The 13,662-nt window shown below is 67.3% G+C and carries 14 protein-coding genes; 1 reads left to right on the top strand and 13 read right to left on the bottom strand.

The window, feature by feature from the left end; translation table 11 throughout:
* Nucleotides 1-137 precede the first annotated feature (137 nt).
* The 11 genes from nusA to OCW50_RS09310 form a co-directional block, all read right to left on the bottom strand.
* Nucleotides 138-1,757: a transcription termination factor NusA gene (nusA, locus tag OCW50_RS09360; RefSeq protein WP_262297277.1), complete on the bottom strand. Its 1,620-nt coding sequence runs from the start codon at nucleotides 1,755-1,757 to the stop codon at nucleotides 138-140.
* Between the two features lie 12 nt (nucleotides 1,758-1,769).
* Nucleotides 1,770-2,399: a ribosome maturation factor RimP gene (rimP, locus tag OCW50_RS09355; protein WP_315974412.1), complete on the bottom strand. Its 630-nt coding sequence runs from the start codon at nucleotides 2,397-2,399 to the stop codon at nucleotides 1,770-1,772.
* Nucleotides 2,400-2,552: 153 nt separating this feature from the next.
* Entirely contained in the window at nucleotides 2,553-3,236 is a 684-nt protein-coding gene (trmB, locus tag OCW50_RS09350; RefSeq protein ID WP_262297276.1) for a tRNA (guanine(46)-N(7))-methyltransferase TrmB, read from the bottom strand.
* Between the two features lie 146 nt (nucleotides 3,237-3,382).
* Complete coding sequence (gene metK / locus OCW50_RS09345; RefSeq protein ID WP_262297275.1) at nucleotides 3,383-4,561, bottom strand: methionine adenosyltransferase; 1,179 nt, start codon at nucleotides 4,559-4,561, stop codon at nucleotides 3,383-3,385.
* A gap of 107 nt (nucleotides 4,562-4,668) precedes the next feature.
* Nucleotides 4,669-5,082, bottom strand: coding sequence for a helix-turn-helix domain-containing protein (locus OCW50_RS09340; RefSeq protein ID WP_262272083.1), 414 nt, complete (start codon nucleotides 5,080-5,082; stop codon nucleotides 4,669-4,671).
* Nucleotides 5,083-5,129: 47 nt separating this feature from the next.
* Complete coding sequence (gene lnt, locus OCW50_RS09335) at nucleotides 5,130-6,731, bottom strand: apolipoprotein N-acyltransferase (RefSeq protein ID WP_262297274.1); 1,602 nt, start codon at nucleotides 6,729-6,731, stop codon at nucleotides 5,130-5,132.
* Between the two features lie 13 nt (nucleotides 6,732-6,744).
* Nucleotides 6,745-7,776 (bottom strand): hemolysin family protein, encoded by a 1,032-nt coding sequence (locus OCW50_RS09330; protein WP_262272081.1) that lies wholly within the window; start codon nucleotides 7,774-7,776, stop codon nucleotides 6,745-6,747.
* A gap of 20 nt (nucleotides 7,777-7,796) precedes the next feature.
* A complete protein-coding gene (gene ybeY / locus OCW50_RS09325; RefSeq protein ID WP_262297333.1) occupies nucleotides 7,797-8,255 on the bottom strand; it encodes an rRNA maturation RNase YbeY in 459 nt (152 codons plus the stop codon).
* A 14-nt stretch (nucleotides 8,256-8,269) separates the two neighbouring features.
* The gene (locus OCW50_RS09320; protein WP_373371348.1) at nucleotides 8,270-9,367 is read right to left on the bottom strand and encodes a PhoH family protein; all 1,098 of its coding nucleotides are present in this window, start codon (nucleotides 9,365-9,367) and stop codon (nucleotides 8,270-8,272) included.
* 178 nt (nucleotides 9,368-9,545) lie between these two features.
* Nucleotides 9,546-10,904 carry a tRNA (N6-isopentenyl adenosine(37)-C2)-methylthiotransferase MiaB gene (gene miaB / locus OCW50_RS09315; protein ID WP_262297273.1) on the bottom strand — a complete coding sequence of 453 codons (1,359 nt, stop codon included), beginning with the start codon at nucleotides 10,902-10,904 and terminating at the stop codon, nucleotides 9,546-9,548.
* A gap of 108 nt (nucleotides 10,905-11,012) precedes the next feature.
* Nucleotides 11,013-11,348: an ArsR/SmtB family transcription factor gene (locus OCW50_RS09310; protein WP_262297272.1), complete on the bottom strand. Its 336-nt coding sequence runs from the start codon at nucleotides 11,346-11,348 to the stop codon at nucleotides 11,013-11,015.
* 113 nt (nucleotides 11,349-11,461) lie between these two features.
* Between OCW50_RS09310 and OCW50_RS09305 the strand changes: the two genes are divergently transcribed.
* Nucleotides 11,462-12,631, top strand: a complete 1,170-nt coding sequence (locus OCW50_RS09305) for an MFS transporter (protein WP_262297271.1) — start codon at nucleotides 11,462-11,464, stop codon at nucleotides 12,629-12,631.
* Between the two features lie 38 nt (nucleotides 12,632-12,669).
* Here OCW50_RS09305 and OCW50_RS09300 read toward each other — a convergent pair whose 3' ends face one another.
* Together OCW50_RS09300 and OCW50_RS09295 are read right to left on the bottom strand one after the other, a co-directional pair.
* On the bottom strand, nucleotides 12,670-13,353 hold the full coding sequence (locus OCW50_RS09300) for a glutathione S-transferase family protein (protein WP_262297270.1): 684 nt from the start codon (nucleotides 13,351-13,353) through the stop codon (nucleotides 12,670-12,672).
* 19 nt (nucleotides 13,354-13,372) lie between these two features.
* Complete coding sequence (locus tag OCW50_RS09295; protein ID WP_262270509.1) at nucleotides 13,373-13,612, bottom strand: DUF1127 domain-containing protein; 240 nt, start codon at nucleotides 13,610-13,612, stop codon at nucleotides 13,373-13,375.
* Between the last annotated feature and the right edge of the window lie 50 nt (nucleotides 13,613-13,662).

The following is a 13,662-nucleotide window of genomic DNA, read 5'->3' as shown; positions in this document are numbered from 1 at the left end:
GACCTCGCTTCGAGCCTCGGCCCCAAAAGCGAGAATCGCTTTTGGGATCAAGCCGATGCTCATGTTCTTTCCCTGCGCATCGTCCTTCGCGGAAAACCGGGACCACTTTTCCGCACGATGCGCCCACCATGGCCAGGTTAAGACGGCTGAGCCTCGGTCTCGGCCTCTTCGGCCGATCCCTCGGTCTCCACGGTCTCTTCCGGCTGCTCGATCCAGCCCGCCTTCACGCGGGCCGCCATGATCATGTTCTCCGCGTCCGAACGGGAGACGTCGAAGCCGTCGAGCGCGCCCTTGTAGCGGGTCGCCTCGGGGCCGCGGCCTTCCGTCCAGCCGACGAGATCGTCGGTGGCGCAGCCGGCCAGATCCTCGACGCTCTTGATGTCGTTCTCGCCGAAGGCCACCAGCATGGCCGAGGTGACGCCGTCGATCTCCTTCAGGTCGTCGTCGACGCCGAGCTCCTTGCGGCGGGCCTCGTTCTCGGCCTCGATCCGGGCGAGGTACTCCTGGGCGCGGCTCTGGATTTCGGACGCCGTGTCCTCGTCGAAGCCCTCGATCGAGGCCACCTCGCCGGAATCCACATAGGCGATTTCCTCAACGGAGCGGAAGCCCTCGGAGGCCAGCAGCTGGCCGACGACCTCGTCCACGTCGAGGGCGTTCATGAACAGCTCCGTGCGCTCGGCGAACTCCTTCTGGCGCCGCTCGGATTCCTCGGCTTCGGTCAGGATGTCGATGTCCCAGCCGGTGAGCTGCGAGGCGAGGCGCACGTTCTGGCCGCGGCGGCCGATGGCCAGCGAGAGCTGATCGTCGGGCACCACCACCTCGATGCGGTCGGCCTCCTCGTCGAGCACCACCTTGACCACTTCCGCGGGCTGGAGCGCGTTGACGATGAAGGTCGCCTGGTCTTGCGACCAGGGGATGATGTCGATCTTCTCGCCCTGCAGCTCGCCGACCACCGCCTGGACGCGGGAGCCGCGCATGCCCACGCAGGCGCCGACCGGATCGATGGAGCTGTCGCGCGAGGTCACGGCGATCTTGGCCCGGGAGCCGGGATCGCGGGCCACCGCCTGCACCGACACGATGCCGTCGTAAATCTCCGGCACCTCGGAGGCGAACAGCTTCGCCATGAACTGCGGGTGGGTGCGCGACAGGAAGATCTGGGGCCCGCGGGCTTCGCGGCGAACGTCGAAGAGATAGGCGCGGATCCGGTCGCCCGGACGGAAGGTCTCGCGCGGGATGAGCTCGTCGCGGCGGATGATCGCCTCGCCGCGGCCGAGATCGACGATCACGTTGCCGTACTCGACGCGCTTGACGGCGCCGTTCACGACCTCGCCGATGCGGTCCTTGTATTCCTGGTACTGCCGGTCGCGCTCGGCGTCGCGGACCTTCTGCACGATCACCTGCTTGGCCGACTGGGCGGCGATGCGGCCGAAATCGAAGGGCGGCAGGGTGTCGGCGATCACGTCGCCCACCTGGGCGGCCGGGTTGTGGCGGGTGCGGGCCTCGGCCAGGGTGATCTCGCGGGAATCGTTCTCCACGGCGCCGTCGTCGACCACCAGGAGGTGGCGGGCGAGGCGCAGCTCGCCGGTCTTCGGGTTGATCTCCGCGTGGATGTCGGTCTCGGCCCCGTAGCGGGACCGGGCCGCCTTGGCGATGGCATCCGCCATGGCGTCGAGCACGATCTGCTTGTCGATCACCTTCTCGCGTGCGACCGCATCGGCGATCTGCAAGAGTTCAAGCCTGTTGGCGCTGATAGCCATCGAGGTCGCTCCTTAGTTCGGTTTCGTCTGATCGGTCGGGTCCGGCGTCTCGTCGGGCGCGTCGACCACATCCGTGTCTTCATCAAGATCGTCCGTGGTCGGCGCCGTTCCGCGGCGCAGCGATTCACGGATCAGCTCGTCGGTGAGAACGAGGTGAGCCTCGCCGAGATCCGTCAGGGGCACCCGGGCGATGGGATCGAGACCTTCCTTTACGTCCGGCAGCTCGATCACGAGCATCCCGTCCTCCACGCCCCGGAGGAGGCCCCGGTAGCGCTTGCGGCCGGCGACCGGCACGGCCATCTCCACCTTGGCCTCGTAGCCGCTCCAGCGCTCGAAATCGCTGACGCGCACGAGCGGCCGGTCGATCCCCGGCGAGGAGATCTCCAGGTGATAGGCCGTGGCGATGGGATCCTCGAGATCGAGGACCGGCGAAATCCCCCGGCTCACGGTCTCGCAATCGGCCACCGACATGGTGCCGTCGGGCCTCTCGGCCATGATCTGCACGGTGCATCCATTCTGGCCGGTGACCCGCACCCGCACGAGATTGAAGCCCAGATCCTCGATCACCGGCTCGACGATGGCCGCCACACGGGCAGCGACGCCGTTCTCCGTGATCAGTCGGTTGTCGCGTTCGTTTGTCATGGCTCTCCGCACGCCCCGGGGTCCAAGCAATAAAAAAGAGCGGACCCCGGGGGGCCCACTCTCGACCAGCAGCTTGACGCTGCAACCAGAGCTGACAAGGCGAATATACTGATTCCGAGATCAAAATACAAGCGCAGTGCGCAAAGGCGCCGATCAGACCCTCACGAACGTCAGGTAGCTCGGCACCCGGCCCTCGCGGATGGCCTTGGCCTCGTAGCGGGTGCCCGGCCAGCCCTCGTAAGGGCGGCGCCAGTCGTCGGCCCGGGTGGCCGTCCAGCGGAAATGCCGGGACCGTAGGGCCCGGGCGAGCACCCAGCCGATATAGTCGTCGATGTCGCTGGCGAAGCGCAGTTCGGCGCCGGGTCTCATCACGCGGGCGAGACCCTCGAGCGTCTCGTCGGAGACGAGGCGGCGCTTGCGCTGCCGGCGCTTCGGCCAGGGATCCGGATAGAGGATGTAGACCCGGTCGAACGAGCCCTCGGGCAGGGCGGGCAGGAGATCCGTGACGTCGTCGTCCCAGACCCGAACGTTGTCGAGGCGCTCGTGCTCGATCACGGCCAGAAGCTTCGCCATGCCGTTCACGAAGGGCTCGCAGCCGACGATGTTGACGTCCCGGTGGGTCCTGGCCTGGGCGGCGAGGTGTTCGCCCCCGCCGAAGCCGATCTCGAGCCAGGTCTCGCGGGGCCGGTGGTTGGGAAACTGGTCGGCCAGGGGGCTGTCCGGCACCACCCGGACCGCAGGCAGCAGGGTCTGGACCAGCTCGTCCTGCCCGGCCCGCAGCTTCTTGCCCTTGCGGCGCCCGAAGAAGGCACCGGCCCGTTCGGAGACTTCGGTCATGGGGCAAATGCTCCTGAAAACGGCACGATCAGCCTCGAACACCTGTGTCCGCCATGCCGGCGATACGATGAGAGCCGGTTCGCCTGACGGGGAACCGGCTCGTTTTCGGGGCTTAAGGGGCCGCGGGCTCGGCCCGCGAGGCGATCCTAGCGGAACGCCGCCTTGAGGCGGTCGGCCAGATCCGTGCGCTCCCAGGAGAAGCCGCCGTCCGCATCGGGCTTGCGGCCGAAATGGCCGTACGCCGAGGTACGGGCATAAATCGGCTTGTTGAGGCCGAGATGCGTGCGGATGCCGCGCGGCGACAGGTCCATGGCGTCCATGAGGATCGCCTCGAGCTTGCTCTCGTCCACCCGGCCAGTGCCGTGGAGATCCACATAGATCGACAGGGGCTTGGCCACGCCGATGGCGTAGGAGAGCTGCAGGGTGCAGTTCTCGGCGAGACCCGCGGCGACCACGTTCTTGGCGAGATAACGCGCCGCGTAGGCGGCCGAACGGTCCACCTTGGTCGGATCCTTGCCGGAGAAGGCGCCGCCGCCGTGCGGAGCTGCGCCGCCGTAGGTGTCCACGATGATCTTGCGGCCGGTGAGGCCGCAATCGCCGTCGGGACCGCCGATGACGAACTTTCCGGTGGGGTTCACGTGCCAGATCGTGTCGGGCGAGATCCAGCCTTCGGGGAGGGTCTGGCGGATATAAGGTTCGACGATGGCGCGCACGTCGGCCGAGGAAAGGCTCTCGTCGAGGTGCTGGGTCGACAGGACGATCTGGGTCGCCGCGACCGGCTTGCCGTTCTCGTAGCGCACCGTGACCTGGCTCTTGGCGTCGGGGCCGAGCTTGGCCGCGTCACCGACCCTGCCCTTGCGGGCCGCGGTCAGGTTCTCGAGGATCTTGTGGGCGTAGTAGATGGGCGCCGGCATCAGCTCGGGCGTCTCGTTGCAGGCGTAGCCGAACATGATGCCCTGGTCGCCCGCGCCCTCGTCCTTGCTGCCGGCGGCGTCGACGCCCTGAGCGATGTGAGCCGACTGGGCATGGAGATAGACCGACACGTCGGCGGTCTTCCAGTGGAAGCCGTCCTGCTCGTAGCCGATGTCCTTGATGGCGTCCCGGGCGAGCTCGATCACCGTGTCCTTGGTGATGGATTCAGGGCCGCGGACCTCGCCGGCGATGACGACCCGGTTGGTGGTGGCCAGCGTCTCGCAGGCCACGCGGGCTTCCGGCTCGGCAGCCAGATAAGCGTCGACAACGGCATCGGAGATCCGGTCGCATACCTTGTCCGGATGTCCCTCGGAGACCGATTCGCTCGTGAAAAGATAGCTCGAACGCCGCACGACAGGATTCCTTCAGGCAATGAATAATGGGTTAACCTGTAACAGATGTCAGGCTCAGAAACATGCTCATGCCGCAGGCGGAGGGAAAGGTCAAGCGAACGTGTTCTTTATGACGAACGCTCAATCTCTTCCTGCGAGGCCAGCGAGCTGACGAGCTGAACGATGCTCTTGCGGACCCGGGGGCTCTTGATGCTGGCGAAGGTTCGGACGAGTTGCAGGCCTTCCGGGGTCGACATCATGTCGGCCACATAGGGAGGCGAGCCGCTTTCTGCGAAGCCGCCCTCGGCCTTCCCCGGCCTGACGCCGTCGAAGAAGAACTCGATCTCGACATTGAGGATCTTGGCAATCTCGACGAGGCGGGCCACGCTGATCCGGTTCATGCCCTTTTCGTATTTCTGAACCTGCTGAAAGGTCAGGCCAAGCATATCGCCAAGCTTCTCCTGGCTCATCCCGATCGAGACACGGCGCATCCGCACTCTGCTTCCGATTTCCTTATCGATCGAGCCCGTCGACTTCTTCATTATGGCCTGTCCCCTTGCCGACACTGGCGCATCGTCGAAGCATGTTTTTATGGGAATGGTGGGTGCCTGCGACGCGCAATCAGGAAGATTAAGCAGATCGAAAGCGTGGCCGTCAAAGAAAACATGCCCCATTTGCTATAAAGAGTAGGCGCGCCTGCAACTGGCAGATCGGCATCCAGAACTCCCTCAACTCCCAGTTGGAGTTCGGCCGTGACACGGCCGAAAGGATCGACGACGGCCGAAATTCCCGTGTTGGCGGCCCTGACCAGGGGAAGGCCCTCCTCGACGGCCCGCAGACGGGCCTGGGCGAAATGCTGATAGGGCCCTGGCGTCTGCCCGAACCACGCGTCGTTGGTGAGATTCAGGATCAGGTCGGGACGGGTGCCCGCGGCGAGAATCTCGCCCGGGAAGATCGCCTCGTAGCAGATCGTCGCAGCCACCGGCGGGAGGCCCGGGATGGACAAGGTGGTGCGCGTCTCGCTCGGCTCGAACCCTCCGGGGATGTGCACGAACTGGCGCAGCCCCACGGCCCGAATCAAGGCATCGAGAACTTTCGGCACGTACTCGCCGAAGGGGACCAGATGAACCTTGTCGTAGGTGCCGATGATCGTCCCCTTCTCGTCGATCACCTGGATGGCGTTGTAGAATTTGCCGGCGGCCTCACCCGGCAGGGGTGCGTCCATGCGGGCGGCGCCCGTGATCAGAACGGAGCCCGGCCCGAGCAGCGTGGCGATCTGCGCGAGCGAGCCGGCGTCGCGATGGAGCAGGAAGGGAAACGCCGATTCCGGCCAGACGATGTGGGTCGGCGCCGCCGGACTGCCATCGCGGCGCGGGCTCGCGCTCAGACCCAGGTAGCGCCGCATGATGGCGTCCCGGTTGCGCGGGTTGAACTTGGCGTCCTGCGGCAGGTTGGGCTGCATGATGCGCAGGTGCACGGCCTGGACGGTCGGCCAGGCCTCGGGCGGGACGCGCCAGAAGCCGAAGAGCGCAAGGCCGGCGAGGAGACCGGCCGCGGCCGCAGGAGCGGTCCAGCGGGCCCGCCCCGTCGGGCCGGTGAGCAGCACGGCGGGCGCCGCACCGATCAGGAGGCTCAGGAAGGTGAGGCCGTAGAGGCCCACCAGCGCGGCCGATTGCATCAGCCACGGGTTCTGGCCGAGCGCCATTCCGGGGCTGTTCCAGGGGAAGCCGGTGAAGAGATGGCCCCTGAGCCATTCGCTGACCGTGAGGCCGAAGGCGAAGGCGAGGATGCGCCCGGCATCCGGGAGCCAGAGCAGGCGCGCCAGGGCAAAGCCGAAGGCGGGAAAGAAGGCGAGCAGGGCGGGCAGGCCCAGCACGCCGAACGGCATGGCCCAGGCGAACTCGTCGGCCTCGACGAGAAAGGCAGCGCCGAGCCACCACAATCCGGCGACGAAATAGCCGAAGCCCCAGAACCAGCCGAGAAGGGCAGCGGATCGGACAGCGGCCCGGCGAGACGGACCGGTCCTGACGGTGCCGTCCAGGAGCCAGATTGCCGGCGCCAGGGAAAGGACGAGGGCGGGCAGGAATCCGAAAGGCGGCATGGCCAGGGCGCCGGCGGCCCCAGCCGCGAAGACCGTGAGCCAGCGGCGCCAGCCCCGCAGGAGGCTGACGCGCTTCGCCAGGAGACTCATTTCGCCAGCTGCCTCATTCCGCGGCAGCGCTTTCAGGGCGCGGCGCGACCGGTTGCCCCTCGCTGATCTCCACCTCGGTCGAGGCCGGGGTGCGGCGATGGACGCGCAGGCGCTTCACGCGCCGCGGATCGGCGTCGAGGACCTCGAATTCCAGGCCCGACGGCCCCTCGATCACCTCGCTGCGGGACGGGACGCGGCCGGCCAGCGTCACGATGAAGCCGCCGATCGTATCGATGTCCTCGGCCCCTTCCTCCTCGGTGAGGTCGAGGCCCAGCACCTCCTTGACCTCGTCGAGGCTGGCGCGGGCGTCGGCGATATAGGTGCCGTCGGCCGCCGGCACGATCGTGAGGGTCGAATCCTCGTCGTGCTCGTCCTCGATGTCGCCCACCACCATCTCGACCAGATCCTCGATCGACACGAGGCCGTCGGTGCCGCCGTATTCGTCGATGACGAGGGCCATGTGGGTCCGGGTCGCCTGCATGCGCACCAGCAGGTCGATGGCCGGCATGGAGCGCGGCACGAACAGGACCGGCCGCAGGATGTTGGCGGAGGAGAGCGCCATCGACAGGTCGATCTGGCCGAGGCTCGGCAGGGGAGCCTCGTGGCCGGATCCGGCCACGGCCCCGCCATCGGCCCGCATGGCGATGAAATCGAGGAAGTCGCGGATGTGGACCATGCCCTTGGGGTCGTCCAGGGTCTCGCCATAGACCGGCAGCCGGGAATGGCCCGCCGTGCGGAACAGGCTGAGCAGCTCGCCGAGGTTGGTGTCGGCCGCCACCGCCACGATGTCGGCGCGCGGCACCATCACGTCCTCCACGCGAATGCGGTGGAAGGAGAGCACGTTCTTGAGCATCGCCCGCTCCTGGGGCGAGAAATCCGTGTCCTCGACGGTTTCCGCGAGGACGTCCTCAAGATCGTGGCGGATGGATTCGCGGGGTTTCAGGCCGAGACGGGTCAGAACCCGGTCGTACCAGTGGTCGCGTGTGTCGTCTGTCTCGGTGAGGGTTCGGACAGGTCGGTCGCTACGACTTCGATCTTCGTTCATTGCTTTGGGTTGTCAGCCGTTCATGCTGCCATATCGCGATAGGGATCGGCGATGCCGAGGGTGGCGAGCGCCTTGACCTCAAGACCTTCCATGATCTCCGCCTCCGCCTCGACCTCGTGGTCGTAGCCGAGGAGATGCAGCACTCCATGGACGATCAAATGGGCAAAATGATGCGCGAGCTCCTTGGATTCCTCCTCGGATTCGCGCACCAGCGTCTCATAGGCTAAAGCAATATCGCCCAAATGGCGAGGGCCCGTCGCGCCCGGCTGCTCCGGCGCCGGGAAGGAGAGCACGTTGGTGGGCTTGTCCTTGCCCCGCCAGGTGCGGTTCAGCTCCCGGATCTGGGCATCGTCGGCGAGCAGGACGCTCGCCTCGAACGCGCCGTCCGCCTCGTAGGTGACCGCGAGGGCGGCCTGGGCGGCCTTCTGGGCGAGGGCCTCCGCGTCATCGAGGCGGCCCCAGTCTCCCGCCTCGATCATGATGTCGAGAGTGATCACGGCCGGCGGTCCCGGTAATCCGGGCGCGGCGGCTCCGGCGGCGCCTCGCGGGCGGCCTTGTCGTAGGCCGTCACAATGCGGCGCACGAGGTCGTGGCGCACCACGTCGGCCTCCTTGAAGGTCACGCGGGCGATCCCCTCGACGCCGTTCAGGATGCGCACCGCCTCGACCAGGCCGGATTTCTGGCCCGGCGGCAGGTCGATCTGGGTCGGATCGCCCGTGATGATCATCCGCGAGCCCTCGCCGAGGCGGGTCAGGAACATCTTCATCTGCATCGACGTGGTGTTCTGCGCCTCGTCGAGCAGCACCAGGGCGTTGGTGAGGGTGCGCCCGCGCATGAAGGCCAAGGGGGCGATCTCGATCATCCCGGTCTGCAGGCCCCGGTCCACGTGCCGGGCCTCCATGAAGTCGTAGAGGGCGTCGTAGATCGGCCGCAGATAGGGATCGACCTTCTCGCGCATGTCGCCCGGCAGGAAGCCGAGCCGCTCGCCGGCTTCCACGGCCGGACGGGAGATGATCAGGCGGTCGACCTGACCGGCCTCGAGCAGCGACACCGCGTAGCCGACAGCCAGCCAGGTCTTGCCGGTGCCGGCCGGGCCTTCGGCGAAGACGAGCTCATTCGTCTTGAGCGCCTTGATATAGGCGTTCTGCGAGGCGTTGCGGGCGCGGACCGGACCGCGCCGGCGCGTGGAGATCTGGTCGAAGGCGGTGAGCCCCGGGACCGGCGGCTCCTCGGCGGCCGGAAAGAGGCTGCCCTGCAGGGTGCTCTCCTCGATGGCGCCGTCCACGTCGCCGGGTCCGAGCGCTCCGCCCTGGCGGGCGCGCTCGTAGAGGCCTTCCAGGACTCGGCGGCCCATCTCGGAGGCTTCCGGCGTGCCCTTCACGGTGACCCGGTTGCCGTTGGCGATGGCGGTCACGTTCAGGCGCCGCTCCAGATGGGCGAGGTTCTGGTCGTATTGTCCGAAGACGAGGCTGGCGAGGCGGTTGTCGTCGAAGGTGAGGACGATCTCGGCCTCTTCGACGACGCCGGGATGCAAGCTGCTGGCGTTCCGCCCCTTTTGGGCTCGTGCGGTCACATTGTCCGCTGGGCTCAAATGCCTCTCCTCTGAAGTGTCGCCGCACCGGGTGCGGCCGACGGATATGGGGTCTCGCGGGGCCGGAGACTAGCGCATCGTGCGGAAAAGTGGCTCCGGTTTCCCGCACGATGCGCCGCTCAAGGAAGTGAGCGTCGGATCCGATCCCGAAAGCGGGTCCACTTTTTGGGCCGATGCTCTAGGCAGCGGCCTGACTGCCGGGCCCGACCCATTCCCCGAACAGGCTGTTGGAGCCGGCCCGCGTGATCCGCACCGTCACGATCTCCCCGACCGCGTGGCGGTCGGTGTCGATCTGCACGGCTTGCAGATAGGGCGACTTGCCCGCCATCTGGCCCGGATGACGACCCGGCTTCTCCAAGAGAACGTCGAGGGTCTGCCCCACGGTTCCGTGGTTGAAGGCCTGCCGCTGCATTTCCAGCAGATTCTGCAGCAGGGCCAGACGCTCGGCCTTCACGGCTTCGGATACCTGCGCGTCGATCTCGGCGGCCGGCGTGCCGGGGCGGGGGCTGTACTTGAACGAGAAGGAGCTGGCGAAGCCCACATCGGCCACGAGCCGCATGGTCTCCTCGAACTCCGCATCCGTCTCGCCCGGGAAGCCCACGATGAAGTCGGATGAGAGGGCGAGAGCCGGCTGGGCGTCACGGATGCGCGCGATCAGGCGCCGGTACTCGTCGCCCGTGTGCTTGCGGTTCATCGCGTCGAGGATGCGGTCGGAGCCGGACTGCACCGGAAGGTGCAGGTACGGCATCACGGCGGGAATGTCGCGATGGGCGGCGATCAGGGCGTCGTCCATGTCGCGCGGATGGCTCGTGGTGTAGCGCAGGCGCGCGATGCCCGGTACCTCGGCCAGCCGGTGCAGCAGGCGGCCGAGCGACCAGACGGAGCCGTCCGGGCCCTCGCCGTGATAGGCGTTCACGTTCTGCCCGATCAGCGTCAGCTCGCGCACGCCCGCATCGGCCAGCCGCAGGGCCTCGTCGAGGATCTTGGCCACCGGCCGCGAGACCTCCGCCCCGCGGGTATAGGGCACCACGCAGAAGGTACAGAACTTGTCGCAGCCCTCCTGGATCGTGAGGAACGCCGACACGCCCCGGTTCCGGATCGCCGCGCTCGAGGGCTTGGGCAGGTGGTCGAACTTGTCCTCGATCGGGAATTCGGTGTCGACGACGCGCTCGGACCGAGGCTTCTTCAGGAGCTGCGGGAGGTTGTGATAGTTCTGCGGGCCCACCACCACGTCGACGGCAGGCGCGCGGCGGAGGATCTCCTTGCCCTCGGCCTGGGCGACGCAGCCCGCCACCACGACCTTCGTGTCCTGCCCGAGGGCCTCGCGCTCCTTCTTCATCTCGCGCACGCGGCCGAGCTCTGAATAGACCTTCTCGGCAGCCTTCTCGCGGATGTGGCAGGTGTTGAGGATGACCAGGTCCGCCTCCTCCATGGCGGCGGTTTCGCTGTAGCCCTCCGACGCCAGCATGTCGGCCATGCGCTCGGCGTCATAGACGTTCATCTGGCAGCCATAGGATTTGACGAAGACTTTTTTCACGGGGTCGGCCTGTGGTGAAAGGGTGAAGCCCTGTCTTTAAGCGCTTTGGGCCGGCAAGAGAAGAGAGTTGCCTCTGTGACAGAGACAACACCCGGCGTGGCGCTTCCGTTACGCCTGGGTTCCCGGCTTCGGCCGAGCCGCCTGGCACGCGATGATCGAATCGAGAAAGCCCGGAAAACGCCGGTCGAGGTCGGCCCGGCGCAGGCTGATCATGCGCTTCGTGCCCTCGGGCCGGACCCTGACCAGTCCGGCTTCGCGCAGCTTGGCCAGATGATAGCTCAGACCCGTCTTGGAGCCGAGATGCAGGAACTGGCTGCAGGTCATCGCGTCCTGCTCGCCCTGGGCCAGAAGCCCGATGATGGCCAGACGGGTCTCGTCGCCGAGGGCTGACAGGACATGGGCCAGCTCGATCTGATCGGCATGGGGATGGGGCAGGGAGGTCATGCCGCTCAACATAAGGGGTTTCTCGCGTAGTTCAACATCTCTTGAACTAGACCTTGACTTCGGAGGATAAGAGGTTCAATTGTTCAATGATCGTTGAACAAACCGGGTGGAGCATGGACAAGCGTCTCTTCTGGCTGGCTCTCGGCACCTTCGCCATCGGGGCGGAGGGCTTCGTCATCGCGTCGCTCCTCCCGCAGATCTCCGAGGATACCGGCGTCACCCTGATCGAGGCCGGCTACCTCGTGGTGGCCTTCGCCCTGGTCTACGCGACCGCCTCGCCGGTCCTGACGGCGCTCACCGCCGCACGGGACCGTCGCACGATCCTCACCGCAAGCGCCCTGGTCTTCGCTGCCGGCGCGCTGAGCGCCGCCTTCGCCCACACCTACGCGGTTCTCCTCGTCGCCCGGATCGTGATCGCCTGCGCGGCCGGGCTCTACGCCGCGACCGCCCAGGCGACCGCGGTCGCGATCTCCCATGCCGACCACCGGGCGCGGGCGATCGCCATCGTGGTCGGCGGAACGTCGCTCGCCGTCGCGTTCGGGGCGCCCCTCGGGGCCTTCGTGGCCGGCTGGGCCGGCTGGCGGGGCACCTATGCGAGCATCGCCCTCGCGGGCGTGATCGCCGCCCTGGCGATCCGCCTCATGCTGCCGGAAGGGCTGCGCGGCACGAGGATGCCGCTCCGGAGCCGGTTCGCGGTCCTGGCGCAACCGGGGATCCGCCCGGCGCTGGCGACGACGCTGCTCTACATGACGGCGGGCTTCATGATCTTCACCTATATCGCCCCCATGACCCTCCAGGCCGCCGGCCTCGGCCGATCCCTGCTGCCGACCGTGCTGCTGGTCTATGGCAGCGGCGCCGCCCTGGGAAACTATCTCGGCGGCCAGATGGCCGACCGTTGGGGCGCGCAGCGCATGGTGACGGTCGCGATCGTCCTCAATACGGGCATGATGCTGTTCTTCGCGCTCCTCGGGCATCTGCCCGACGGATGGGCCGGGCCGGCCTTCCTCGGCGCCCTGTTCCCCTGGGGCGTCATGTCGTGGTCCTTTCCGCCCGCCCAGGCGAGCCGGATCCTGGCAATCGCGCCGGGCAGCGCCCCTCTGGCGCTCTCGCTCAACGGCTCGGCGCTCTATTTCGGCGTGGCGCTCGGCTCGTTCATCGGCGGGCTGGTGCTGCGCTACGCGACCGTGGGAGATCTCGGCTGGGTGGCGGCTCTCTTCCTGGTCGCGGCGCTCGTCCTGGCCGGTGCCGGACGGCTGCGGCCGGCAGGTCTTCCGGCGGCCTGATCGGCGAGGGGAGAGGGGGCAAAGGCCTGCCGCCTTCCTCAATCCCCGAAGGCACCCTCGACCGGGGCCGACAACGCGGCGTCGGCGGCCAGGATCTCGGACACGACTTGAGCGAAGGCCGGACGGGCGCCGAGCCGCGCATACCAACCGGCCAGGGCCTCGTGCCCTCTCAGGGATGGGCCGCCGAGGCGGCGGGTCCAGAAGACGGGCATAAACACCGCGATATCGGCGGCCGAGAACGCGCCGCAGAGATAGTCCCTGCTCCGGAGCGCCCGGTCGAGCTCGGCGAAATGGCCGGCCAGGACCGGTTCGGCCTCCCGGGCCTTGGCTTCCTTGGCGTGCCAGCGCTCGAGATCGTCGGGCTTCGGCTCGGTCCGGTGCATCAGGAAACGCAGCGGCGCCAGCATGACCTCGTCGCCGAACACGTCGAAGAGCCGGCACCGGGCCCGCGCTGCCGGGGACTTCGGATAGAGCGCCGGATCCGGGTAGGCGTCTTCCAGGTATTCGAGGATGACCGTCGAATCGTAGAGAGACAGGTCCCCGTCCACGAGGACCGGGACTTGCCCCTTGGGATTGACGGCGAGCACGTCCGGGTTCTTCGGGCTGTAGCCGGCCGTCTGCGTGAACGGCACCAGGATCTGCTCGAACGCGAGCCCCTTCTCGTGAAGGGCGATCTCGACCTTGCGGGAGAAGAGGCTCACGGGGCCGGAATAGAGCTTCATCGGGGTGCCTTTCGGGATGTCATCGGCTGAACGCGTGCGGCAGGTGATCCTGCCAGGTGTCCACATTCAAGCCTTCCACATCGGCGCGCGACAACCCGATATCGGCAAGCTCCCGGTCGTCCATTTGGTACAGAGCCTTGGAGTTCCTGCGCGAGTCGAGCCAGGCCTCAACCCTGAGCAGGAACTGAAGCACGCTCCGCTTGCGCTCACGGCCGACCCCGTGGAACCCAAGATTTGCTGCGGCATGTCCGATCGCCATGGCGGGTCTCCTTCGATGGCGTTGCATTGAAGGGAAATGTGCTCCTGTGA

The sequence above is a fragment of the Microvirga sesbaniae genome (genome assembly GCF_025460805.1).
Taxonomy (GTDB): Bacteria; Pseudomonadota; Alphaproteobacteria; order Rhizobiales; family Beijerinckiaceae; genus Microvirga; species Microvirga sesbaniae.
The sequence above is the reverse complement of the archived record's forward strand: the minus strand, read 5'-3'. Positions and strand labels throughout refer to the sequence as shown.

Coding starts and splice junctions, on each gene's coding strand:
- nusA (WP_262297277.1), bottom strand. CDS start 1,757: ATGGCTATCAGCGCCAACAGGCTTGAACTCTTGCAGATCGCCGATGCG.
- rimP (WP_315974412.1), bottom strand. CDS start 2,399: ATGACAAACGAACGCGACAACCGACTGATCACGGAGAACGGCGTCGCT.
- trmB (WP_262297276.1), bottom strand. CDS start 3,236: ATGACCGAAGTCTCCGAACGGGCCGGTGCCTTCTTCGGGCGCCGCAAG.
- OCW50_RS09340 (WP_262272083.1), bottom strand. CDS start 5,082: ATGAAGAAGTCGACGGGCTCGATCGATAAGGAAATCGGAAGCAGAGTG.
- lnt (WP_262297274.1), bottom strand. CDS start 6,731: ATGAGTCTCCTGGCGAAGCGCGTCAGCCTCCTGCGGGGCTGGCGCCGC.
- OCW50_RS09330 (WP_262272081.1), bottom strand. CDS start 7,776: ATGAACGAAGATCGAAGTCGTAGCGACCGACCTGTCCGAACCCTCACC.
- ybeY (WP_262297333.1), bottom strand. CDS start 8,255: ATGATCGAGGCGGGAGACTGGGGCCGCCTCGATGACGCGGAGGCCCTC.
- OCW50_RS09310 (WP_262297272.1), bottom strand. CDS start 11,348: ATGACCTCCCTGCCCCATCCCCATGCCGATCAGATCGAGCTGGCCCAT.
- OCW50_RS09305 (WP_262297271.1), top strand. CDS start 11,462: ATGGACAAGCGTCTCTTCTGGCTGGCTCTCGGCACCTTCGCCATCGGG.
- OCW50_RS09300 (WP_262297270.1), bottom strand. CDS start 13,353: ATGAAGCTCTATTCCGGCCCCGTGAGCCTCTTCTCCCGCAAGGTCGAG.
- OCW50_RS09295 (WP_262270509.1), bottom strand. CDS start 13,612: ATGGCGATCGGACATGCCGCAGCAAATCTTGGGTTCCACGGGGTCGGC.